Below are 24753 nucleotides of genomic sequence, written 5' to 3'. Positions count from 1 at the left end.
AGGACGGCGGTAAGCAAGATAATCCCGAGAGGCCCAATAAGTGAGGGCTGCTGCAAGTTAGTGATTCGGGAGAGTGAGCGCCGTTAATACGCCTACAATTCTGGGAGTACAGCCTGCTGCTGACAACGGAGGAACCGCAATGTCACAAGATCCATTCTTGGAACGAGAAGCAGAAAAATATGAGTCGCCGATCCCTAGCCGGGAATTCATTTTGACTCATCTCGCCAAGCGCGAAACACCTGCCAGCCGTGAAGAGCTGGCTAATGAACTGAATTTAACCGGTGAAGAGGCTTTAGAAGCGCTGCGCCGCCGCCTACGCGCGATGGAGCGTGATGGGCAATTGGTCTTCACTCGTCGCCAGTGCTACGCCTTGCCGGAGCGCTTAGACTTATTACGCGGCACGGTTATTGGCCACCGTGATGGTTTTGGCTTTTTGCGTGTTGAAGGTAGCAAAGATGATTTGTATCTCTCCGCAGAACAGATGAAAACAGCGATTCATGGTGATGTGGTCTTGGCTCAAGCAATGGGCGCAGATCGCAAAGGTCGCCGTGAAGCACGTATCGTGCGGGTATTGGTACCGAAAACCAGCCAAATCGTTGGCCGCTATTTTACCGATGCGGGTATTGGCTTTGTGGTGCCAGATGATGGTCGCCTGAGTTTCGATATCCTGATCCCACCGGAGGCAATCAACGGTGCGCGGATGGGGTATATGGTGGTGGTTGAGTTAACCCAGCGCCCGACTCGTCGTACTAAAGCTGTGGGCAAAATCGTTGAAATCCTTGGCGAGAACATGGGCACGAGCATGGCGGTAGACATTGCTTTACGCACCCATGAAATCCCGCATACCTGGCCACCTCAGGTAGAAAAGCAGGTTGCAGACCTCAAAGAAGAAGTGCCAGAAGCGGCGAAAAAAGGGCGCGTAGACTTACGCAACCTACCATTGGTTACGATTGATGGCGAAGATGCTCGTGACTTCGATGATGCTGTGTATTGCGAGAAAAAACGAGGGGGTGGCTGGCGTTTGTGGGTTGCCATTGCGGATGTCAGCTATTACGTGCGCCCACGCACGGCGCTAGACGATGAAGCGCGTAGCCGTGGTACTTCAGTCTACTTCCCATCACAAGTCGTCCCGATGCTGCCGGAAGTGCTGTCGAACGGTCTTTGTTCATTGAACCCGCAAGTCGATCGTTTGTGTATGGTGTGCGAGATGACTATCTCCTCGCAGGGCAAGCTTTCGTCTTATAAGTTCTATGAAGCGGTAATGAGCTCCCATGCGCGTCTGACTTATACCAAAGTGTGGCGCATCATTGATGGTGAAGAGTCGCTGCGTGAACAATATAAGCCGCTGGTGCCGCACTTATTAGAGCTGCATACCATGTACAAGGCGCTGGATAAGGCCCGTGCTGAACGAGGCGGTATCGCGTTCGAGACCGAAGAGGCTAAGTTCATTTTCAACGCTGAACGGCGTATCGAGCGTATCGAATCGACGGTACGCAATGATGCGCACAAGCTGATTGAAGAGTGCATGATTTTGGCGAATATCGCCGCTGCACGGTTTGTCGAGAAACATAACGAACCTGCCCTGTTCCGCGTCCATGACCGCCCAAGTGATGACCATATTTCCGCGCTGCGTAGTGTGCTGAGTGAATTGGGTCTGACACTTGGTGGTGGCTTGAAACCTGAGCCAAAAGATTATGCGGTGCTGATGGATGAAGTCGCTGATCGTCCAGATCATGAAATGCTGCAAACGATGTTGCTGCGTTCGATGAAGCAGGCGATTTACGATCCGGAAAATCGGGGTCACTTTGGTTTGGCATTGGCTTCTTATGGTCACTTTACCTCACCCATCCGTCGCTACCCTGATTTGGCGATGCATCGTGCTATCAAGTACCAGCTTGCGAAAGAGCAAGGCAATGTGAAAGAACGTTGGACGCCTACCGGCGGCTGGCACAGTGAATTCGAAGAGATGCTGCAATTGGGTGAACACTGCTCAATGACTGAGCGCCGCGCGGATGAAGCCACCCGTAATGTGGCGGATTGGCTGAAGTGCGACTTCATGCAGGATCAAGTTGGTAAAGAGTTCACCGGTATTATTGCCAGCGTGACTGGATTTGGCTTCTTCGTGCGCCTGGACGATCTGTTTATCGATGGTTTGGTGCATGTTTCTAGTCTGGATAACGACTACTACCGCTATGATAGCATCGGCCAGCGCTTGATCGGCGAGTCTTCTGGTCAAGTTTACCGGTTAGGCGATACCGTCGAGATTCGGGTGGAAGCGGTCCATATGGATGAGCGCAAAATTGATTTTGCATTGGTCTCCAGTACTCGCAAGCCACGTGGTGAAGGTAAGACTGCTCGTGATAAAGCGAAGAAAGCAGATGGTCAACGTACTATGCGAGATACGTCCTCGAGCCGTGGTGGTCGTGGTAGCTCTTCGGGTGCGCCGCGTCGCGATCAGGCACCCGCAGGGGCAGGTCAAAAACGGCCTCGTCGCGCGAAGAAACCGGTTAATTTCGAGCCAGATAGCGCTTTTCGTCCAGCAGATGCAGCCGCTAAGCTAGACGACAAAGTGAAAGCTGAGAAAAAAGCTAAAGCAAAAGCGAAAAGAGTCTCTGCAAAAACGAAAAAAATTGCCGCTGCCACCAAGGCCAAGCGCGCGAAGAAAAAAACCAGTAGCGACGAGTAATGGCGTTGTTGTCGGGTGGCTTCGGTCACCCGCATTAATTTAATCATTGGCTGACAAATTATGTTGTCTGCTAACACATGTAAAAGAGCATCATGAGCGAAATTATTTACGGCATTCACGCCGTCAAAGCCCTGTTAGAAAACGATCCACAGCGTTTCCTTGAAGTTTTTATACTGAAAGGCCGTGATGATCGTCGCCTACAGCCACTCGTCGCTGAACTGGAAGCGGCGGGTTTAGTGATTCAGGTTGCCAGCCGTCAGTGGTTGGACGGGCAAGTTGAAGGCGGTGTCCATCAGGGTATCGTGGCGCGGGTGCGTGAAGGGCGTCAGTATCAAGAAAATGATCTGCCCGCCTTATTGGAAAGCCTAGAGACGCCTTTCCTGTTGGTGCTCGATGGCGTCACTGATCCTCATAATCTGGGGGCATGTTTGCGTAGCGCGGATGCCGCAGGCGTCCATGCGGTTATCGTGCCACGGGATCGCTCCGCACAGCTCAATGCGATTGCTAAGAAAGTGGCCAGTGGTGCAGCAGAAAACGTGCCTTTGATTAAGGTAACGAATCTGGCGCGTACCTTGCGTGTGCTGCAAGATCACAATGTCTGGATTGTGGGAACGGCTGGCGAAGCCGATCACACTCTGTATCAGAGCAAGATGACTGGCCCGATGGCGCTGGTAATGGGCGCAGAAGGTGAAGGTATGCGCCGTTTAACCCGCGAACACTGTGATGAATTGATCAGTATTCCGATGGCAGGAACGGTTTCTTCGTTGAATGTGTCAGTGGCCACCGGTGTCTGCTTATTTGAAGCTGTGCGCCAGAGAGCGCTGAAAGGTTAATTTTTTTCTCTTTATGCTTCGTCAAAAGCCAACATTTATCGATGTTGGCTTTTTTATTTGCGATGTGGCGGGGCCATCGCAATTATCTGCGTTAAACAGGGGTTTGATCCCTGTTTGTGATGAGTCTGTCAGCAAAAACTCCCACCTACACCATACTTAATCCTGATTTATGAATGCCGGTTGTACATTCATACCCTGAGTCATTGGCATAACAGGTCGATTAAGCCCCCTGTCACGGCTAATCTGAAGGGTAAGTACCGAAATGGAGGAAGGTATGGAGTGGCAGACCCACTTGGTTTTCAATCAGCCAGAGCCATTATCGAACAGTAATTTATTCTTATCTGATATGGCATTGCGAGAAGCCGTGATGCGGGAGCATGCGGGTTGGGATGGGGAGGAACTCTCTCTGATTGGGTTACAACTTGGTTCGCAGGAGTCACTGGAATTAGGGCGATTGGCAAACAATAACCCGCCCGAACTATTACGCTACGATGCCGCCGGTCAACGACTGGATCAGGTGCGATTTCACCCCGCGTGGTATGTGTTGATGCAGGAATTGGTTAAGCATCGGGTGCATAACCTACCTTGGCAGGAAGATGCCCGTATCGGCTCTTTTGTGGCTCGCGCGGCACGTTTTATCCTGCATGCTCAAGTTGAGGCCGGATCGTTATGCCCCATCACGATGACATTTGGTGCTATTCCTTTGTTGCAACAATCACTTCCACCGCTTTTTCAAAATTGGCTGCCGCCATTGCTTTCTGATCGCTATGACTCTCATCAGGTCGTTGGTAGCCAGAAGCGGGGCTTGCTGATTGGGATGGGCATGACGGAGAAACAGGGAGGCTCTGATGTACTCAGTAATACCACGCGAGCAGAACCGTTGGGCTCACGTGGTCACGGTGAAGCTTATCGCCTGGTGGGTCACAAGTGGTTTTTCTCTGTGCCGCAGAGTGATGCTCATCTGGTACTGGCGCAGGCCGAAGGCGGCTTATCTTGTTTCTTCCTGCCTAAAATATTGCCTGACGGCACCCATAACGCCATCCGATTAGAACGGCTGAAAGATAAACTGGGTAACCGTTCTAATGCCAGCAGTGAAGTGGAATTTGAAAATGCTAGCGCCTGGCTATTGGGTGATGAAGGGGATGGTATTCGCCAAATTTTGAAGATGGGCGGATATACCCGTTTCGATTGCGCCTTGGGTAGCCATGGTCTGATGCGACGTGCCTTTTCTGTCGCGCTCTACCATGCTTGGCAGCGACAAGCGTTTGGCAAGGCATTGGTTGAACAACCTTTAATGCGTCAAGAACTCAGCCGCATGGCATTGCGCCTTGAAGGGCATACTGCCTTGCTGATGCGTTTAGCTCGATCATGGGAGAAGCCAAAAGAGGCTCACGAACAGGTATTCAGTCGCTTACTGACACCGGCGGCAAAATATCGAGTCTGTGGGCTGGGCAGTGCCTTTGTTGCTGAAGCGATGGAAGTACTTGGCGGGATCGGCTACTGCGAACAGAGTGAACTGCCACGGCTTTATCGTGAAATGCCGGTCAACAGCATTTGGGAGGGGTCCGGCAATATTATGTGCCTTGATGTGTTGCGCACATTCCGCAAGCTGCCGGCAACCATCGACATGCTACAACAAGAGTTTTATCCCGTACGTGGACAGAATCGTTTGTTTGATCGCGCATGGCGGCAATTGCAGCAGCGGTTGAAAGCCCCCAAGGAAGAGCAGGGGCGAGCACTGACTCAACAGCTCTTTGACCTGTGCTGTGCGGCACAATTAATGCGTTTCTCATCGCCTCCACTGGCTGATGCTTGGTGCCGCATGACACTCGATCATCGTGACCAATATATGCTGCCGGAAGCTGTCTGCGCATCGCTATTGAGCCGTGCAACGGGATTATCGGTTTAGCCATTTTGATGAAGGGTTTATTGATATAACAGCGCATTGGCGTACCAAATGCCTGGATAAATACTGTCGGACATCATGATAATCAAATAGTAGGGCGCGCCGCTGGCGTTAGCCCTACGCTTTATTTCGGCTTCAACATCCATTGGACTACCAAATACCTGAGCAGAAACAGTGCCTATTTTTTGTAAATTGAGGCTCTGGGCGCGAGTGATTTCTTGCGCATAAGGCTGGATTGCGGGTGGGGGAACAGGCGTGACATGAAAAGCACTGCAAGCCGACAGGCCGAAAGTCATCAGTAAAAATAGCATCGCGCGTTTGATGGTCATATTTGCCTCTTTGTCAGCACGGTGGCACGGTCATGCTTGTGATTTCTCAAGTGTAACGCCGCCAGCTCAAATAGGCGGGGAATATCTTGGAAGAATTTGATTTAAGACTTTAACTCTTCATTTTGGCAGACTGAATATGGGTATATAAAGGGTTTACGCTGCTCGATAAATAAAGGGTTTTCGTCATGATTGAGATGTCGCTAGAAAATATTAACGGTATTGAGGTGATTCACGCTGCACCGGCAGGCAAACGCCAGCAACCACTACCGACCATTTTTTTCTATCATGGCTATACCTCGTCAAAGGAGGTTTATTCTTATTTCGCCTATGCTTTCGCACAAGCAGGCTTTCGCACCATCGCCCCCGATGCTGATATGCACGGGGCGCGGTTTAACGGCGATGAAACTCATCGGCTATCCCATTTCTGGGAAATTTTAAAATCAAATATCGATGAGCTGCCAGCATTGAAGCAGCATTATCAACAGGCTGGATTGATTGAGGGTCATCGTATCGGTGTGGCGGGGGCATCCATGGGGGGAATGACCACCTTAGGGGCTTTCGCCCGTTATCCATGGGTGAGTGCTGCGGCCGATTTTATGGGGTCCGGCTACTTTACTTCACTGGCTCACCGCTTATTTCCCCCTTTAGACTCCGGCAGGGAGGTGAGCCAAGCGGTATTTGAACAGCGTTTGGCTCCACTGGCAGATTATGATTTGACTCATCAGTTGGAAGCCATCGCTGAGCGGCCATTGTTGGTTTGGCACGGAGAAGCTGACGATGTCGTGCCTGCGATAGAGAGTGAGCGTTTGGTTCGTGCTTTGGCAGCCAGCGGGCGTGATAAGCATTTAACCTATCTGACTGAAGCGGGGATTGGCCATAAAATTACCCCGACAGCCCTCAGCGCAGGGGTAAGATTCTTCACTGAGCATTTATAAATCTGCCAAAGTCATTGGCGTTGCAGGTAGGCAGCAAGTGATTCGGGTGACAGAGCGAAGCTAACAGCCCTGCAACGTCAAGTACGAAGGGGATAAAAGAACCCCCAGTAAACTGGGGGGAAGGGCATATCACGGACTTCTGTTTTTTTATTGGTCGTCTGATTCGCTGGTGTTGTCTTTGTTGTTGGGTCTAACGATAAATCTCTGCATTCACCCGAATCGAAGTATTGCTCCCTGGTTCATGCATCTGGGTAATGTGGTAGGCGGTTGCGCCGCGTTCATCCGCCATTTTACTGATTTGTGCGACGGCATCATCGGGTGAAACTACATTATGATTCAGTGAAATTTCGCCAATGCTGACACGTTGCTGTTGCATAGCTTCCTGACGGCTGATTTCTGTCGCAGCAAAACTGTTAGCGGAGAGAAGTAAACTCAATGTGGTTGCGATGAAGAATATACGTTTCATAGGTGACTCCAATATCTTATTTACTTATTTTGTATGACTTTCAGCTCGCTGTACCGCTGATTACGCGGTGGATATCAATAAGTCTAGTCGCTTTTGGTTATTTAAAAACAGGTGAATACTGATACTCTTAATCAAAAAAAATGAATAAAATTCATGCTGAGTTAATGATTTAATTGAAAGATTTAGCAGACTAATGGATCGATAACCATTGGTTAATTAATGAGCAAAAAGTGCGATTTTTACCGAGTAGTGGCTAGAATAAGAATAAATCCCCGTCTGTCCTTGAGTTTCCTGCCGCTGGCAAGTATAGTGACGCGTCATTTTTCAGCCGCACACAAACACGTTCCTTGCCTCCATGGGCCGCGGTTGACCCTATCAGGAGGCTGAATAATCCGTAAGGAGCAATAATCGATGCGTCATTACGAAATCGTTTTTATGGTCCATCCTGACCAAAGCGAACAGGTTCCGGGCATGATCGAGCGCTATAGTGCAACTATCACTAATGCTGCTGGTACGATCCACCGTCTGGAAGACTGGGGCCGCCGTCAACTGGCTTACCCGATCAATAAACTGCACAAAGCTCACTACGTTCTGCTGAACGTTGAAGCACCGCAGGAAGCGATCGATGAGCTGGAAACAAACTTCCGCTTCAACGACGCCGTTATCCGTAGCATGGTTATGCGCGTTAAGCACGCGGTAACTGAAGCATCACCAATGGTTAAAGCGAAAGACGAACGCCGTGAGCGTCACGACTTCGCGTCAGAAGCCAATGATGATTCCGAAGCTGGGGATTCTGAAGAGTAATTGCCGTGGTGACTACTAATCGTCTGGTACTCTCTGGCACAGTGTGCAAGACCCCAGTTCGAAAAGTCAGTCCTTCTGGTATCCCGCATTGTCAATTTGTGCTTGAGCATCGATCAACACAGCAGGAAGCCGGATTTAGCCGACAAACATGGTGCAGAATGCCCATCGTTGTTAGCGGGCAAACGTCACAAGCATTAACTCACAGTATAACGGTCGGCAGTCAGTTAACCGTTGAAGGCTTCATTAGCTGCCATCAAGGTCGCAATGGGCTAAATAAACTGGTTCTGCATGCCGAGCAGATTGAATTTATAGATTCTGGAGACTAGCCTAATGGCACGTTATTTCCGTCGTCGCAAGTTCTGCCGTTTCACCGCGGAAGGCGTTGTAGAGATTGATTATAAAGACATCGCTACGCTGAAAAACTATATCACTGAAAGTGGTAAAATTGTCCCGAGCCGTATTACCGGTACTCGTGCAAAATTCCAGCGTCAGCTCGCTCGTTGTATCAAGCGCGCTCGCTACCTGTCTTTGTTGCCGTACACTGATCGTCATCAGTAATCGGCCACTGTCCATTAACGACTTTGAGAGGATAAGGTAATGCAAGTTATTCTGCTTGATAAAGTAGCAAACCTGGGCAGCCTGGGTGACCAAGTGAACGTTAAAGCGGGCTACGCTCGTAACTTCTTGGTTCCACAAGGTAAAGCTGTTCCGGCAACTAAGAAAAACGTTGAGTTCTTTGAAGCACGCCGTGCAGAATTAGAAGCCAAATTGGCTGCGGTTCTGGCTGCTGCTGAAGCTCGCGCAACCAAAATTAACGAACTGGGCAGCGTCACTATCGCTTCTAAATCTGGCGATGAAGGCAAACTGTTCGGCTCTATTGGTACTCGTGACATCGCTGACGCTGTAACTGCAGCTGGCGTTGAAGTGAGCAAGAGCGAAGTTCGTCTGCCGAATGGCGTTCTGCGTACTACTGGTGATCATGAAGTTGATTTCCAAGTACACAGCGACGTATTCGCAAAACTGAACGTGATTGTGGTTGCAGAAGCGTAAGTTACGTTGCTGTTAACCTGTTAAAACGCCAGCCTCGTGCTGGCGTTTTGCTTTCAGGCAAACAGGAATTTATCGTTAATTAACGGTTCACTCAGAAGCGTTAGGAATCAGAATCCTGTGGTAGCATTTCAAACGTGCATTCTTCGGCAGCCACATCTGCACAAATGTAAATCTCAAACAACGGCGTTTGGTGGTACTTCCAGTGCGGTTTCCCACTGATAGAAACCAGCCATTCTTTATTCTTATAGTACATGTCTATCTGCTTATCTTGGGCCTCCAAGTTATAAGTGCATTTCTGAAAATTCCCCTGATCAATGAGATTACCTTTATCCCTATCGCTATCAAGTATCAAAAACGCCTCACTGAAATCTTGAATATCGGCCAGTTGGGGAATGGGGCCTTGCAGCATACCAATCCATTCACCACCTTCCGTGCTTGTCGCCAAATAGGTTCCCCCTATTCGTGAGATAGTATCAATCGCGGGACAATGCAACGTCGCAAATACACTCAATGGTGTCAGTAGTAATGCAAAGGATAACTTATATTTCATATCATAATTACTCCCTTTATTTATGAATACGGCAGTGTCTATGGATGGCGTTAACCATCCAGAAGACAACCTAATTCGGGAGTGACTGAGTGACAATATCAAAGAAAATAAGGGGCGAGATAGAAGTGACTATCGGCAACGGTTAACGGTCACGGCGATAGCTGCCATCACTTTGCCGAGTAAACAACACTTCTGTATTGGCAGTCGTCTCAATGGCCAGTGCAGCGACAGTGCCTTGAGCATCTAACATGATTTTGACTTCTTGGCCTGCTTTCAGATTACTCAGTGGCTTATCGCTACCTTCAACCTGTGCCATCGCAAAAACTTCATTGACTGGCAGATTATTGTCACGGAATAACTGCGCCAGCGTTGTTCCTGACTGAATCTGATAACTCTGCCAGTTCCCTTGCAGAGTATCAGGCACGACTTGAGGAGCCACTGTTGGCGGTGGCGGGGCATCAAGATTATCCTGTAGCTGGGCCTGTAACGGTACGTCAGTGGACGGTGCGTTAACAGGGAAGGAACGATTGGTATTATCGCGTGATACGGGCCACAGCAACGCTAATAACAATATGGCGGTGACGATAATGAGCCAGCGACGGTGGAAGAACGGCAATGGCTCCATCCACTGAAAACCGTCCGGCAAATGCCAGATTTTCACTAGTAACCCTTTGATGCCGCTTACTGGCGTGGCAGCTGCCACGGCCTCAGGGGAAACTGGATTATTCGCCGCCGCATCCTCAACCGAGGACATGTGTTCGGATGCACTGGTTTCGGACATCAAGGATTGCTCATCGGCCTCTTTAGGGTCCGGCAAGATCTTCTGCCTAAACGTTAGCCAAGTGTGCAGCAATGGCTGATAAATCCGATTACTCTTCCTTCTCCTGGGCGCGATTCTGCCCATGGTGACCTCTCTTCAACAACGTAAAACAAGATAAAATAAAAATGATGGAGGATAAGTCCATAGGTTTCTAAGTATAGTTGCTAACTGCGAATATAGTGGCTAACTGCCTGATGCCAAAAGGCAGACGATTATCATACCTAAACTGAGTATTTCCCGTTAGCCTGCTGTCATTGTTTCTTTTTCTACGACAAAAGTCATCATTCACGACGCAAGATTTTACCGCGCTCCCCTGCTGCTGTTATGCTTGCGGCTTCGACATGAAAAAGCCACTAAAGGAAAACCCATGACAACCCCTTCTTTTGATAGCGTTGAAGCGCAAGCGAGCTACGGGATTGGTTTACAAATCGGGCAGCAATTGCAAGAGTCCGGGCTGGAAGGTTTATTGCCAGAAGCACTGTTGGCAGGTTTGCGTGATGCGATGGAAGGGAATACACCGACCGTCCCCGTTGACGTCGTGCATCGTGCACTGCGTGAAGTTCATGAGCGCGCCGATCAAGTCCGTGTTGAGCGCCAGCAAGCATTGGTCGAAGAAGGGAAAACCTTCTTGGAAGACAATGCGAAACGTGATGACGTGACCACCACGGAATCTGGTTTGCAGTTCTCTGTGTTGCAAGCGGGTGATGGCCCAATTCCATCCCGTCAGGACCGTGTGCGTGTTCACTATACCGGTCGTTTGGTCGATGGTACGGTATTTGATAGCTCAGTTGAGCGTGGTCAGCCAGCAGAGTTCCCCGTCAGTGGTGTTATCCCTGGTTGGATCGAAGCATTGTCTATGATGCCAGTCGGCTCTAAATGGAAGTTATATATCCCACATAATCTGGCTTATGGCGAGCGTGGCGCAGGTGCAACTATTCCACCATTTAGTACGCTGATGTTTGAAGTGGAACTGCTGGAAATTCTGTAATTTCTATCTTCTGTAATTGCTATCTTTTGACATTTCCATCCGCAGTGTTAAGACAAAGGGCGACATCATGTCGCCCTTTTGCATTGAATACGAAGTCGCCAAGGCTGGTAGTGAAATCATTCACCTTTTAATGCGCGGGGAAACAGTAAATTGTTTTCCAGATGAATATGTTCCATGAGGTCAGTGATGAATTCATTGATGCCGGTGTAAAGTGCGCGCCAAGTATTACAAGCAGCCTCTGGTGGCGTCATATTTTGCGTCAGTTGCTTTACCACCTCTAACTGCTGTCCAACGGCATCATGCTCTGCTTCCATCACGAAGATAGGGCCACCCGCTTGAGCCCCCATACCACGTTGAATCATTGGGAACAAAATCTGTTCCTCTTTGTACATATGTTGGGTCAGTTCTTCCAAGATTGCAGTGAGCTCAGCGGCTAACCCGCGTGGACATGCTGGTTTTTCGCCATGGACGCGTTCAACTTTTTCAGCCATCAGAATCAATTCCGGCAACTGCTCACGATGGCGGTTATGGTAGCGGCTGATAATAAAATCAATGAGATTCGTGAGTGGCTGTTGCTGCCAATCTTCAGATGAATGTGGTTCATCTTGCAATGCGCTCAACTGGGCTTCCAGCTCATCAATATCCAGTGCCAGCTTATTGGCGGCCCGTAAAAGGGTTTGCTTACCACCACAGCAAAAATCGAGCTGATAATGGCGAAATAGTTTTGTAGCCCGTGGAATGGCAATAGCTAACGCACCCAGAGATTGATTGCGGTAATCCATGATGACACCTCAGTGAGTAATTAAAAACCTATAACATGTATAATAAATACATGTTATAGATTGCGATATAACCACGACGAGGTATTAGCGTCCACCACAGCGCCCCGAAAAGCACTGTGGTGAACCGATTACTTAGGTGACAAAATTACTTCTGTTGCAAATCGAGGCGATAGATCTCAAAACCAATCTCATCAGCCCCTTGCGCTGTCATCGGGTACTGTGCTTTTTGTTTAATAAATTCAGCAGCTTTGGCACTTGGTGAGGTTTCAAAACGGATATCCAGTGGCTGCTTGCTCTCAAGTGTCGCTAAACGCCAGTTGTTATCGGCTTGCGGGGTCACTTGCCCATGCTTTTTGGTTTCAGCACTAATATAAGCGGACAGCACAGAACGGTTTTCATCTGGTGATGCGAAAGCGATATGGCTATCGCCTGTCCCTGCAAATTTACCGCTATAAGCGCGATAGTTATTGGTCGCAACCAAGAACATGGCTTTCGGATCGATAGGTTTGCCATTAAACGTCAGGTTTTTAATACGCTCCGCTTTATCATTGATCAGTGCGCATTCACCGTCATAACGTGCTGGCTGGCTGACATCAATTTCATAATTTACACCATCGATGACATCGAAATTATAAGTGCGGAAGCCATCCCAGTTGATCAGTGACTGTGGCTTACTGCTGTTGATATCAATTTGATTAAATTGCGCCGCAGAGCACTCCAGCCACTGCTTCACTTCGGCCCCACTGGCTTTCACCACCACTAACGTGTTCGGATAGAGGTATAAATCAGCGGCATTACGGAAGGTTAACTCACCTTTTTCAACTTCAACAAAACTGGCAGGGTCATTTTTACGGCCACCGGCTTTAAAGGGGGCAGCGGCAGAGAGCACCGGCAGTTCAGCCAAATCAGGATCGCCTTGAATAAAGTGTTCGGTATAGGCGCGTTGTGCATTATTCACGATTTGTACGGTGGGATCGTCTTGGATCAGCGCCAGATAGCTATACATATTGTCTGATGCTTTCCCGATCGGTTTGCTCACAAAATCACGCGTACCTTGATGGTCTGCCGCTAGCACTTTAACCAAATTTGCATCTTCTGCCGCCAGCGATTTTTGTGCCGCTTTATCGTAAATAGGACGAGCTTCCGCTTTAGCCTGAGTGACCTGCCATGGGCCTTGGTCGTTATTCAGCACAAAATCGACCACACCCAGATGGTCGCCCCACTGGCCCGGCATGACGGCAGGAATACCGTTTAATGTGCCTTGAGCAATATCTGCGCCTTTAATCGCGGCAAAATCTTTACTTGGGAAAACAGCGTGAGCATGACCGAACATGATGGCATCAATGCCCGGCACTTGGCTGAGGTAATAAACGGAGTTTTCAGCCATAGTTTTATATGGGTCACTGGATAGCCCTGAATGCGGAATGGCAACGACCAAATCAGCACCTTGTTTACGCATCTCCGGCACCCATTTTTTAGCCGTTTCGGTGATGTCGTTAACCGTGACTTTGCCGCTCAGATTGGCTTTATCCCAAATCATCACTTGTGGAGGCACAAAACCGATATAGCCGATGCGTAAGTTATGGGTTTTCCCTTCACGATCTTTTACTGGCGTATCGACAATCAAATAAGGTTGGAACAGCGGTTTACCGGTCTTAACATCGATCACGTTGGCATTCACATAAGGGAATTTTGCGCCCGCGAGTGATTTCTTCAGATAATCTAGCCCATAGTTGAACTCGTGATTACCGATATTACCGACGGCATAATCCAGTGTGTTCATGGCCTTGTAGACAGGATGAATATCACCCGCTTTTAATCCCTTTGCGGCCATATAGTCGCCAAGCGGGCTGCCTTGAATCAAATCACCGTTATCCACTAGCACGCTATTCGTTGCTTGCTGGCGGGCTGCTTCAATCAGACTTGCAGTACGTACCAGACCGAACTTCTCAGTCGGCTTATCTTTGTAGTAATCGAAATCCATCATGTTGCTATGCAAGTCAGTGGTTTCCAGAACGCGCAAGTCAACGGTGGCAGCCTGTGCTGTCGTCATCGACACTGATGTTGCGACTGCAATTAGGCTGGCAAGGAGGGATAACGTCAGCGGACGCTTGATCATGGCTTTCTCCATTAAAAACTATTAGACATGTATCGCAAAAGAATATGTAAATTTAAATAATTGCTAAAACAAAGTGTGAAGTTTGGCAGATATCAGCGTCAGATACCGCGCATAAGTTCACAGTTGTTGCAGGTTAATGCCGCTGATTTTATTGAATGTTCTTCGAAAGTCATGGTAGTTGGGTGGGATGTTTGTTTGTCCGTGGGTCAATCGCGGCAAAAGAGGATTCAATATTTTTTTAGTATGGCGTTCTAAACTGTAAGTAACGCGATATTCTTCGGATTTGAGGCTGCTTAACCGCAACATTCATGTCTTGGATATGCCGATTTAAATAATCATTATCATCTGGTGTATTCTGACTATCAATATTCGACATAATGCAAAATACCAAGGGGGGAATAATGTTAGAGCAAATTTGCCAGCTAGCCCGCGAAGCAGGCGTGGCGATTATGGCGGTCTATCAGGGTGAAATACCCCTTGATGTGGCCCATAAAAAAGATGATTCACCCGTGACTGCCGCTGATCTTGCTGCTCACCAGATTATTAAGGCGAGATTAGCCGTGCTGACACCGGATATTCCGTTGTTATCAGAGGAAGATCCGCCAGTTTGGGCGGAACGTCAGTATTGGCAGCGTTATTGGCTGGTTGACCCGCTAGATGGCACGAAAGAGTTTTTGAATCGCAATGGTGAATTCACCGTGAATATTGCGTTGATCGATAAAGGCGAACCAGTGCTGGGCGTGGTATATGCGCCAGTGACCGATGTGATGTACAGCGCAGAAAACGATCGAGCATGGAAAGAGGAGGGGGGGCGTCGTATGGAGATTCAGGTACGTGACGCACTTCCACCGTTAGTGGTTGTGAGCCGCTCACACAGTGACGCCGAACTGGAAGATTATCTGGCGCAACTGGGTGAACACCAGACAGTGGCAGTCGGCTCATCACTTAAATTCTGTTTGGTGGCTGAAGGGAAGGCTCAACTGTATCCCCGTTTTGGGCCAACCAATGTGTGGGATACCGCCGCTGGGCATGCCGTTGCTATTGCGGCTGGGGCTCAGGTTCACGATTGGCAGGGTAAACCACTATCTTATACCCCACGTGAATCATTCCTGAACCCCGGCTTTAGAGTGTCGTTATTCTAGACGCATACCTAAGTTCTAGACGAATACCTAAGTGCGAAAAGAAAATTACTGCTTAACAAGTTGGTGCAGTTGGTCGATAACCTGCTGCACCTCTTCTGGTGTCAGTGCGCCATCTTTGACGAAATTCACATTCCCTTGTTGATCCAACACCACAACGGTAGAGCCTTTATCCGCTAAGCCCCATGCCTTTTTGACATTCCCGTTGCTGTCGACCACAAACTGTGACCAAGGGAACTCACGCTTACTGTCTTCAATGCTGTTGCGTACAAACATAGCTGTACCAATGATTGCGTCATCGGTATTGACGATTGTCGTCGTTTGGTAATGTTCGTGTGGCAGATTAGCGCGCTTGATGGCTTCCACGAGGGGCGCATTCAACTCTTTTGCAGAAGTTCGTCCAGCGATGTGTTGAATCACTCGTACTTTGCCGGGCAATTGCGAGCTATTCCAGTTTTTATAGCTAAACTGATTAGTAGCTTTATCGTAATCCAGTTCGCCTTTATCGCTGACGCCAACGGGCGGCACTCGTTGGTTATTCTGAATGGAGTGGGCGCTGACAAGCAATGGTGTTAGCAGTAGGGACAATATAAGCAGGCTATTTTTTAACATGTGATGTCCTTGTGGATCTTATGGGTAGAGTCGCCTTATCCCTGAAAACAGTACAGGTTAGCTTCCCAATCATAGGTGCAGATCAGTGGTCTGTCCTGTCAGTTGAAAAAAAATATTTCCGACAGTAACTAGATGGTTATTCTGTTTCTAGGTCTAAATTAATCAGTCTAATACTGTAATTTTGTGTAAATCCAGCAGCAATCACTGAGTTAGGGGGAACTTAACCCCATACTCTAGGTCTATTACTCTGCAATTATCTTACGCTACCTGTGATCTTGGTCGCTAAGGCGCCAAAGGGTGTGTATTGGTGTTATGGAGGAAAGTAAAATAATGAGGATCTTCCAACGTTACAATCCGGCAAAAGTCGCGATGTATGTTAAAACGTTATTCCGTGGCCGTCTGTATATCAAAGATATGGGGGCTTTTGAGTTTGATAAAGGCAAGATTTTAATCCCGAAAGTTAAGGATAAACGCCATTTTGAGGTGATGTCTGAAGTGAATCGGCAAGTGATGCGTCTGCAAGCTGAAATGGGCTAATTCCCTTCTCTCATTGCAGTAGGCCGCATGTTCGCAGCTCTTGCTGCTTGCTGGTTACTCTGACTGCTTAGAGAATAGATGGCTCAGCCAAATTGAATTGCGGCCCCTTTATTGGGGCCGCTAATGTTTTAACGGTGGCGTATTAGCTAACTTAACTTACGCATCACTGCTTTCGTGTGGGGCTTTAGGCAGAATGGGGGCGGGTTGGTCACTCAGCTTGGTGACCAGTAGCTGATCGATTTTGTAGCTATCGATATCCACAACTTCAAATTTGTAGCCTGCATATTTGACGAAATCAGTGCGTTTCGGGATCTTACGCAGCATATACATCATAAAACCGCCAATGGTTTCATAATTGCCTGATTGCGGGAATTCATCGATATGCAGCACGCGCATCACATCTTCAATCGGGGTTCCCCCCTCAATCAACCATGAGCTTTCATCGCGGGCAACAATTTGTTCTTCTTGCCCCTGACCGACTAAATCTCCCATCAGTGTGGTCATCACGTCATTTAGGGTAATGATACCCACCACCAATGCATATTCATTGAGAATGACAGCAAAATCCTCACCCGCTGTTTTAAAACTCTCTAGCGCCTCAGAAAGCGTCAAGGTGTCAGGAACAATCAAGGCTGAGCGTATTTGTACGCCGCTACTTAGCACTAAGCTCTGGTTACCCAATACGCGATTCAGCAGGTCTTTGGAGTCAACATAGCCCACCACTTGATCAATATGGCCGTCACAGACTAAGAATTTTGAGTGGGGATGGGTCGAAATTTTCTCTTTTATGCTGTCTTCACTTTCCCGCAGATCGAAATAGATCACGCTTTCACGGGAGGTCATTGAGGATGGAACGGTACGAGACTCTAGCTCAAAGACATTTTCAATCAGTTCATGCTCTTGTTTTCGTAGTACTCCCGCCAAAGCCCCTGCCTCCACCACGGCATAGATATCATCAGAGGTGATGTCATCATTACGAACCATTGGTAGTTTGAACAAGCGGAAGATCAAGTTTGCCATTCCATTGAAGAACCAAACTAATGGACGACAAATCAGCAGGCAGAAACGCATTGGGTTGACGATCCGAACAGCGACTGCTTCGGGTGAAATCATGCCGATACGTTTCGGGGTTAAGTCAGCAAAGAGAATAAATAAGCTGGTTACCAGTACGAACGAACAAACAAAGCTGACTTGATCGGCAAGTTCAGGCGACATAAAACGTTCAAACACGATTTTAAACGTAGGCGAGAATGCAGCATCGCCCACGATACCCCCGAGAATAGCGACGGCATTCAAACCAATCTGCACGACAGTGAAGAAAATCCCCGGCGTTTCTTGTAATTTTAGAACCCGCGCGGCATTAACATCACCGTCGTCGGCCAGAAGTTTTAATTTAATTTTGCGAGAGGCTGCTAACGAAATCTCTGATAACGAGAAAAAGGCGCTCACCGCAATTAAAAAAAGAATCAGTAAAATACTGTTTAACATAATCTATCCGTGTCGTACCGACGATGCGCCGGCGATCGTAAGGAAGGGCCATACTGTTTAATTGGATTCATTCAATTGGTGCAATGTTGAATTCTAGATAACGGCAAAAAACCGTTTTCGGGCTGCGTTAACAGCCCGAAAAGAGTATAGCAGCAGCGATGAATGCGCCGCTAGCTCTACTCATTGGGCGGCATGCAAACGCCAATTCCCCCCAAGCCACAATATCCATGTGGATTCTTGTACAGATATTGCTGGTGGTCGTCCTCGGCATAGTAAAACGGCAAGGCCGCTGTAATCTCAGTGGTGATCGCACGGTGATCACCTGCTTGTGCCATCGCCTGCTGGAACTGAGCTTTGCTCTCTTGGGCCTGCGCTTCCTGCTCAGGTGTCAGAGCATAGATCGCTGAACGATATTGGGTGCCAACATCACCCCCTTGGCGCATTCCTTGAGCAGGGTCGTGATTTTCCCAAAAGATCTGCAAGAGTTGCTGATAGCTGATGATAGTGGGATCAAAGACGACGCGAACGACCTCGGCATGGGCGGTACGACCGCTGCAAACCTCATGATAGGTCGGATTGGGGGTATAACCTCCGCTGTAGCCAGCCGCCGTGCTATAGACACCCGGTTGTTGCCAAAACAGCCGCTCGACACCCCAGAAGCATCCCATGGCGAAGATGGCAACTTCCATCCCATCAGGGACATGCGTCATTGAGTGACCATTGACCACATGGAGAGTGGCGACCGGCATTGGTGTCAGTCGGCCTGACAAAGCATTCTCCGCGTCGATGACGGCGGATTTATCAAAATTTTGCACCAAAGTAGTCTCCGATGTGTACATTGAATCTTAAGTTTACAGTAAATTGCTAACAAGATGTTTACAGTGAATGGCGATAGACAGTTGTATCTGACTACGAGTTTGCACACAATAAGAACCATCCTGCGTTAATGTAGCGGTTTAAGGGAGAATTTTAGGCGGAACATGCCTAAATCGTGCTTTAAGTGCGGGATGATTGTGTCAGTGATGAAACGTCCGTGAGATGGTTTTTTACAGGAATGTATACCCAATAGATTTCAAGATGCTGGGCAGTGCTGATGGTACTGTCAACACACCTGCAACACGAAAGTTGAAGGGGATAAATTAATTAGGAGCGCGCGTGCCACGATACCCAATCCTGTGTTTTTTGTGTGTATTGCTCGCCACACCTCTCGCCTATGCTGCCAATATACGGTTGCAGGTGGAAGGTCTTAGCGGGGACTTAGAGAGAAACGTCAGGGCACGTTTATCCACGATTGGTACTGATGAAGTGACGGCAGATGGCCGTTTCCGCTCGCGGGTGGATGAGGCTATACGCCAAGGTTTGCGCGCTTTAGGCTATTACGACCCCACTATTACCTTTGATTTACAAACGCGTCCAGCGCCTGCTCGCTCTGTTTTAATTGCCAAAGTGGTGCCAGGTGAGCCGGTCTTGATTGCCGGTGTCGATATCGTTTTACAAGGCGGGGCGAAAACAGACCCTGACTATCTAGCTTTGGTACGTCGCGATACCCCCAAAATAGGCTCCATCCTGAATCACGGCGATTATGACAATTTCAAAAGTTCGCTGACAGGCTTGGCGCTGCGCCGCGGTTACTTTGACGCCAATATGATCAAAAGCCAGTTAGGCGTGGCAGCAGAACTGCGTAAGGCATTCTGGGATATCGATTTTGACAGTGGTGAGCGTTACCGTTTCGGTAAAGTCATTTTCCAAGGCTCACAAATCCGCGAGGATTTCCTGCAAAATTTAGTGCCCTTTCATGAAGGTGAATATTACACCTCTGATGAATTGGCTGAACTAAACCGCCGTTTAGCGGCGACGAACTGGTTTAACTCCGTGGTGGTTTCGCCCGATTTTCGTGATGCGAGAAAAACCAAAGTCCTGCCATTGGATGCGGTCGTCACCCCAAGAACAGAAAACACCATCGAATTGGGGGGCGGTTATGCGACCGACGTTGGCCCGCGCCTAACCGCCAGTTGGCGTAAGCCGTGGGTAAACTCCTATGGGCACAGTCTAACGACCAGCACTACGCTTTCAGCTCCTGAACAGACGCTGGATTTTAGCTATCGTATTCCGCTGTTAAAAAATCCCCTTGAGCAATATTACTTGCTGCAAGGGGGCTTTAAGCGCACTGACCTTAATGACACCAATTCAGATACCACCACTCTCAACGTGGCTCGATTCTGGGATCTATCCAGTGGTTGGAAGCGCTCAGTTAACCTGCGTTGGAGTCTCGATCACTTTACCCAAGGTAGCGTGACGGACACCACCATGTTGCTGTATCCGGGGGTGAATATTAGCCGTACTCGCCAGCGAGGTGGTGCGATGCCAGTTTGGGGTGATAGCCAAAACTATTCTATTGACTGGTCTGATACCACATGGGGTTCTGATGTTGATTTCGGCATATTCCAAGCGCAAAACGTGTGGATTCGTACTTTGGGTGAGAAAAACCGCTTTGTCGTGCGCGGTAATTTAGGCTGGATCGAAACCAATAACTTTGACCGCGTACCGCCATCGCTGCGCTTCTTTGCTGGGGGGGATCGCAGTATTCGCGGTTATAAGTTCCGTGATATTTCACCACGCGATAGCGAAGGTAAGCTGACCGGTGCTTCTAAGCTGGCCACAGGGACACTGGAGTATCAATACAATGTGACCGGCCGGTGGTGGGGAGCGGTATTCGTCGATTCAGGTGAAGCTGTTAACGATATTCGTAAGAGTGATTTCAAAACAGGTGCCGGTGTCGGCGTGCGCTGGGCTTCCCCTGTTGGTCCGATCAAGCTGGATATCGCCAAACCTATTGGCGACAACACCGCACATGGCGTGCAATTTTACATCGGTTTGGGGCCTGAACTATGAGGTGGGTAAAGAGACTCAGTATCGCATTTTTGCTCATTATCCTACTGCTGGTGGGGACGTTGGCGGGTCTGCTTGGTACCACCAGTGGCTTGCACTTCTTGATCAACAGCGCCGTACGTTGGGTGCCTGGGTTGGATATTGCCAGTGTCACTGGTGGGTGGCGTGACCTGACTTTGAAGGGTATTCAGTACCAAATGCCGGGCGTTACCGTGAAAGCAGGCCAATTTCATCTGTCATTACAGCTTTCTTGCCTTAAGCGCAGTGAGTTATGTGTCAATGCGTTGACCGCACAAGATGTGGATGTGGTGGTGGATACTAAAGCCTTGCCGCCTGCGGCAGAAACACCCGCCAGTACCGAGCCGATGGGGGAGTTGAGTACCCCATACCCCATCACGTTACGTATGCTGACGCTGAATAATGTCAAAGTCACCATTGATGATACTGCGATTTCGTTAGACGAATTCCGTACGGGCGCACATTGGCAGCAACGTGCATTGAATTTAATGCCAACGAAAATCAATGGGTTATTAATTGCATTACCCAAAACTGTACCTGCTATTGTCCCTGATGCTGCCAAACCAGCAGTTGAAACAGCCATCGCTGTAAAAGAAGCGGTTGAGCAGCAAGCTGTGGCTCCCACTCCCATAGCGCCGGAACTCCCGCTCGGTGAGCGTTTAAAAGCGCTGTTTGCCGAACCTTTACTGCCTGAATTACCGGATTTTCGCTTACCACTGGATTTGCAGATTAATTCTATCTCAGGGCAACAGCTTAGGCTGACAGGCGATACTGATGTGCTGATCAGTAGCCTCTTGTTGCAAGCTAGCACTCAAGATCAACGCATCACACTGGACACGCTGGAGATTAAATCACCGCAGGGCGGGTTGTCGGCTCAGGGTGAGGCGACATTGAATGAGACATGGCCGCTGAGTCTGCTCGTCAACAGCACATTGAATGTGGAGCCGCTAAAAGGCGAGAAAGTGAAGCTCACCGTGGGTGGCGCACTACGTGAGCAGCTCAAGGTGGCACTGAACTTATCTGGCCCTGTCAGTGCGCAATTGGATGCAGAAACCTCACTGGCACAAGCCGGTTTACCTTTGGCCTTAACCTTACAAAGCAAGCAGCTACGTTGGCCGCTGGCGGGTGAGCCCGCATACCAAATCGACAATCTTAGAATGCGCCTAAACGGGCAAGCGACCGATTATGCACTCTCCCTTCGCTCTGATGTGAAAGGCACAGATTTACCGCCAGCGGTAGTGATGCTGGATGGTAAAGGCAATGTTGAGCAGTTCAATCTCACTCGTTTACGTCTGGCAGCGTTGCAAGGTAATACGGACTTAACTGGAGTGGTGGATTGGCGTCAGGCCATCAGTTGGAATTCGGTATTAACCCTGTCAGGGATTAACACGGCGAAGCAGTGGCCGGAGTGGCCGGCAAAACTGGATGGCAAGATTGTTACCCGAGGCAGTATCCACGGGGGAAGCTGGCAGTTACAGGTGCCAGAGTTGACGCTGGATGGCAACGTTAAACAAAATCGCGTGACAGCCCGTGGTTCATTGACAGGGAATGCCGCAGGTCAGTGGCATATTCCGGGCATCAATCTGGCATTAGGTCGTAACAAGCTGGATGTAAAAGGTGACCTTAACGAGCAATGGCAGCTTGATGCCAATGTTGATGCACCACAGCTTGATGGGGCGTTACCGGGGCTTGCCGGTGTTGTGAACGGCACACTGAGATTGCGCGGCAACCTTCAGGCACCACAACTGCTGGCAGACCTCACCGCCAACCGCCTGCAATGGCAAGAATTAAGCATTAATCGGGTCAGAATTGAGGGCGATGTTCGCTCAACGGATCAAATTCAGGGCCAGCTTGCTATTCGGGTAGAACAACTCAAGCAAGCCGATTTAGTGGTCAGTTTACTGACGTTGGATGCTCGTGGCAGTGAAAAACAGCATCAGTTGCGCCTGAATATGCAGGGTGAACCAGTGTCTGGTCAGTTGGCGCTGGAAGGGAGTTTTGATCGGCAGCAAGAGCGTTGGCGTGGCACGCTCAATAATACCCGCTTCGACACCCCTGTTGGTGAATGGCGCTTAAGTCGTGCAATAGCGTTGGATTACCAAAATACGTTAGAGCGCGTCACGATTGGGCCACATTGCTGGCTTAATCCGAATGCGGAGCTTTGTGTTCCTAGGGCGATTGAAGCAGGCCCGAGCGGGCAGGCGAGTGTCGTGCTCAATCGTTTTGATTTAGCAATGATAAAGCCGTTTCTTGGTCCAGAGACAACCTTGGATGGTGTGTTCACTGGTCGAGCCGACGTGAGTTGGAAAGCCGGGGGCAGCTTGCCAGATGTGCGGGTATCCCTCAGTGGTAATGGCGTTAAGGTGCAACAAGTCGTGCAAGGTAATACGTTACCCATTGCATTCGAAACGTTGAACCTCAATGGTGGCCTCACCAACGGACAAGTACGTGCCGATTGGCTCATCAAACTGGTGAATAACGGCCAATTCTCAGGGCAGGTACAGGTTGCAGACCCAGAAGGGCGGCGCAATTTATCCGGTAACATCGCTATCAATAATATCTCGTTAGCGATGATTAACCCGATTCTCAGCGATGGCGAAAAAGCCGCGGGCCTATTAAATGCCAATCTACGCTTGGGCGGTAATGCCAAAAGTCCATTAGTGTTCGGTCGATTAGCGCTGGATAATGTGGATGTTGATGGCAGTTGGATGCCATTTGATATCACCGAAGGTCGGCTGGTGATGAATTTCGATGGCATGACCTCAACGCTGGATGGGTTAATTAGGACGTCTCAAGGGCAGCTCAATTTGTCTGGGGATGCTGATTGGCGTGATATCAATGCTTGGCGCGCTCGAATCGCAGCAAAAGGCAACAAGTTGCGTGTCACTGTTCCGCCGATGGTGCGAATTGATGTTTCGCCAGACATTGTGTTTGAAGCCACGCCGCAGTTGTTCACTCTTAACGGCTCAGTGGATATCCCTTGGGCGCGTATCACCGTGCAGGAAGTGCCGGAAAGCGCGGTCGGTGTATCTTCCGACGAAGTGATGCTCAATAATGACCTAAAACCGATTTCACCACGGTCAAACAGTATTCCTATCAACAGTAATCTGGTGATCCGAGTCGGTAACGATGTTCGCCTCAATGCATTTGGCCTGAAAGCCCGTTTGCAGGGCGATTTGAAAATGGTTCAAGATCAGCGTGGATTGGGCCTGAACGGGCAGATTAATATCCCATCTGGTAGCTTCCGAGCTTATGGGCAGGATTTGATCGTCAATAAAGGGGTACTACTGTTCTCTGGACCACCAGATCAGCCGTTACTCAATATTGAAGCAATACGTAATCCTGATGCCACCGCTGACGGCGTGACTGCGGGTGTACGAGTGACGGGAATGGCCGATGCACCACGGCTGGAAATATTCTCGGATCCGTCGATGTCGCAGCAAGAGGCGCTGTCTTACTTGTTACGTGGGCAGGGGTTAGGCAATTCAGGAGCAGACAGCGGCCTGATGACCTCAATGCTTGTCGGAATGGGGGTTGCACAAAGTGGCAAACTTGTGGGTAAAATTGGCGAGGCATTTGGTGTCAGTAACCTAGCACTGGATACGCAAGGGGTTGGCGATAGCTCGCAAGTGGTTGTGAGTGGCTATGTCACCAAAGATCTGCAAGTAAAATACGGAGTAGGTATATTTGACTCGCTGGCAACGTTAACATTACGTTATCGGTTGATGCCAAGGTTGTATCTAGAAGCGGTGTCTGGTATTGATCAGGCATTAGATGTGCTTTATCAGTTTGAGTTCTAACA

General features: G+C 49.1%; 22 protein-coding genes. 13 read left to right on the top strand and 9 right to left on the bottom strand.

Annotation, left to right across the window (positions count from 1 at the left end; all coding sequences use genetic code 11):
- Positions 1-139: 139 nt before the first annotated feature.
- From rnr to BN68_RS11630, 3 genes are all read left to right on the top strand, one after another.
- Complete coding sequence (rnr, locus tag BN68_RS11640; RefSeq protein WP_019211340.1) at positions 140-2686, top strand: ribonuclease R; 2547 nt, start codon at positions 140-142, stop codon at positions 2684-2686.
- 92 nt (positions 2687-2778) lie between these two features.
- A complete protein-coding gene (gene rlmB, locus BN68_RS11635; RefSeq protein WP_019211339.1) occupies positions 2779-3519 on the top strand; it encodes a 23S rRNA (guanosine(2251)-2'-O)-methyltransferase RlmB in 741 nt (246 codons plus the stop codon).
- 262 nt (positions 3520-3781) lie between these two features.
- Complete coding sequence (locus tag BN68_RS11630) at positions 3782-5428, top strand: isovaleryl-CoA dehydrogenase (protein WP_042806652.1); 1647 nt, start codon at positions 3782-3784, stop codon at positions 5426-5428.
- 17 nt (positions 5429-5445) lie between these two features.
- Here BN68_RS11630 and bsmA read toward each other — a convergent pair whose 3' ends face one another.
- On the bottom strand, positions 5446-5754 hold the full coding sequence (gene bsmA / locus BN68_RS11625; RefSeq protein WP_019211337.1) for a biofilm peroxide resistance protein BsmA: 309 nt from the start codon (positions 5752-5754) through the stop codon (positions 5446-5448).
- Between the two features lie 185 nt (positions 5755-5939).
- Here bsmA and yjfP point away from each other — a divergent pair, with 185 nt between their 5' ends.
- Entirely contained in the window at positions 5940-6689 is a 750-nt protein-coding gene (gene yjfP / locus BN68_RS11620; protein WP_019211336.1) for an esterase, read from the top strand.
- Positions 6690-6879: 190 nt separating this feature from the next.
- Here the strand turns inward: yjfP and BN68_RS11615 are convergent, their stop codons facing one another.
- A complete protein-coding gene (locus BN68_RS11615) occupies positions 6880-7155 on the bottom strand; it encodes a YdgH/BhsA/McbA family protein (protein ID WP_019211335.1) in 276 nt (91 codons plus the stop codon).
- Positions 7156-7566: 411 nt separating this feature from the next.
- Between BN68_RS11615 and rpsF the strand changes: the two genes are divergently transcribed.
- The 4 genes from rpsF to rplI are packed head-to-tail and all read left to right on the top strand — an operon-like array spanning position 7567 to position 9009.
- Positions 7567-7959, top strand: coding sequence for a 30S ribosomal protein S6 (gene rpsF, locus BN68_RS11610; RefSeq protein ID WP_002210153.1), 393 nt, complete (start codon positions 7567-7569; stop codon positions 7957-7959).
- A gap of 5 nt (positions 7960-7964) precedes the next feature.
- Positions 7965-8285: a primosomal replication protein N gene (gene priB / locus BN68_RS11605; protein ID WP_048619007.1), complete on the top strand. Its 321-nt coding sequence runs from the start codon at positions 7965-7967 to the stop codon at positions 8283-8285.
- A 4-nt stretch (positions 8286-8289) separates the two neighbouring features.
- On the top strand, positions 8290-8517 hold the full coding sequence (gene rpsR / locus BN68_RS11600; RefSeq protein WP_005272652.1) for a 30S ribosomal protein S18: 228 nt from the start codon (positions 8290-8292) through the stop codon (positions 8515-8517).
- Positions 8518-8556: 39 nt separating this feature from the next.
- Entirely contained in the window at positions 8557-9009 is a 453-nt protein-coding gene (rplI, locus tag BN68_RS11595; protein WP_019211334.1) for a 50S ribosomal protein L9, read from the top strand.
- Between the two features lie 100 nt (positions 9010-9109).
- Here the strand turns inward: rplI and BN68_RS11590 are convergent, their stop codons facing one another.
- Both BN68_RS11590 and BN68_RS11585 read right to left on the bottom strand, forming a co-directional pair.
- Entirely contained in the window at positions 9110-9559 is a 450-nt protein-coding gene (locus BN68_RS11590) for a DUF3757 domain-containing protein (RefSeq protein WP_019211333.1), read from the bottom strand.
- 142 nt (positions 9560-9701) lie between these two features.
- Positions 9702-10463: an OapA family protein gene (locus tag BN68_RS11585; RefSeq protein WP_042806651.1), complete on the bottom strand. Its 762-nt coding sequence runs from the start codon at positions 10461-10463 to the stop codon at positions 9702-9704.
- 283 nt (positions 10464-10746) lie between these two features.
- On the opposite strand from BN68_RS11585, the gene BN68_RS11580 reads away from it, so the two are divergent.
- Positions 10747-11367 carry a peptidylprolyl isomerase gene (locus BN68_RS11580; protein WP_019211331.1) on the top strand — a complete coding sequence of 207 codons (621 nt, stop codon included), beginning with the start codon at positions 10747-10749 and terminating at the stop codon, positions 11365-11367.
- Between the two features lie 116 nt (positions 11368-11483).
- Here BN68_RS11580 and ytfE read toward each other — a convergent pair whose 3' ends face one another.
- Positions 11484-12149: an iron-sulfur cluster repair protein YtfE gene (gene ytfE, locus BN68_RS11575; protein ID WP_019211330.1), complete on the bottom strand. Its 666-nt coding sequence runs from the start codon at positions 12147-12149 to the stop codon at positions 11484-11486.
- Between the two features lie 145 nt (positions 12150-12294).
- The gene (locus BN68_RS11570; RefSeq protein WP_042806650.1) at positions 12295-14280 is read right to left on the bottom strand and encodes a bifunctional 2',3'-cyclic-nucleotide 2'-phosphodiesterase/3'-nucleotidase; all 1986 of its coding nucleotides are present in this window, start codon (positions 14278-14280) and stop codon (positions 12295-12297) included.
- A 389-nt stretch (positions 14281-14669) separates the two neighbouring features.
- On the opposite strand from BN68_RS11570, the gene cysQ reads away from it, so the two are divergent.
- On the top strand, positions 14670-15410 hold the full coding sequence (gene cysQ, locus BN68_RS11565) for a 3'(2'),5'-bisphosphate nucleotidase CysQ (protein WP_019211328.1): 741 nt from the start codon (positions 14670-14672) through the stop codon (positions 15408-15410).
- Positions 15411-15455: 45 nt separating this feature from the next.
- Here the strand turns inward: cysQ and BN68_RS11560 are convergent, their stop codons facing one another.
- Positions 15456-16019: a YtfJ family protein gene (locus BN68_RS11560; RefSeq protein WP_019211327.1), complete on the bottom strand. Its 564-nt coding sequence runs from the start codon at positions 16017-16019 to the stop codon at positions 15456-15458.
- A gap of 330 nt (positions 16020-16349) precedes the next feature.
- On the opposite strand from BN68_RS11560, the gene BN68_RS11555 reads away from it, so the two are divergent.
- Positions 16350-16556, top strand: coding sequence for a DUF1107 domain-containing protein (locus tag BN68_RS11555; protein ID WP_019211326.1), 207 nt, complete (start codon positions 16350-16352; stop codon positions 16554-16556).
- 156 nt (positions 16557-16712) lie between these two features.
- Here the strand turns inward: BN68_RS11555 and BN68_RS11550 are convergent, their stop codons facing one another.
- Both BN68_RS11550 and msrA read right to left on the bottom strand, forming a co-directional pair.
- Complete coding sequence (locus BN68_RS11550) at positions 16713-18044, bottom strand: hemolysin family protein (RefSeq protein ID WP_019211325.1); 1332 nt, start codon at positions 18042-18044, stop codon at positions 16713-16715.
- 176 nt (positions 18045-18220) lie between these two features.
- The gene (gene msrA / locus BN68_RS11545) at positions 18221-18859 is read right to left on the bottom strand and encodes a peptide-methionine (S)-S-oxide reductase MsrA (RefSeq protein WP_081578818.1); all 639 of its coding nucleotides are present in this window, start codon (positions 18857-18859) and stop codon (positions 18221-18223) included.
- Positions 18860-19199: 340 nt separating this feature from the next.
- Between msrA and tamA the strand changes: the two genes are divergently transcribed.
- Positions 19200-20936, top strand: coding sequence for an autotransporter assembly complex protein TamA (gene tamA / locus BN68_RS11540; RefSeq protein WP_019211323.1), 1737 nt, complete (start codon positions 19200-19202; stop codon positions 20934-20936).
- A complete protein-coding gene (tamB, locus tag BN68_RS11535) occupies positions 20933-24751 on the top strand; it encodes an autotransporter assembly complex protein TamB (protein ID WP_019211322.1) in 3819 nt (1272 codons plus the stop codon). The genes tamA and tamB overlap by 4 nt, the downstream gene beginning before the upstream one ends.
- Positions 24752-24753 lie beyond the last annotated feature (2 nt).

The sequence above is a fragment of the Yersinia massiliensis CCUG 53443 genome (assembly GCF_000312485.1).
GTDB lineage: Bacteria > Pseudomonadota > Gammaproteobacteria > Enterobacterales > Enterobacteriaceae > Yersinia > Yersinia massiliensis.
The sequence above is the reverse complement of the archived record's forward strand: the minus strand, read 5'-3'. Positions and strand labels throughout refer to the sequence as shown.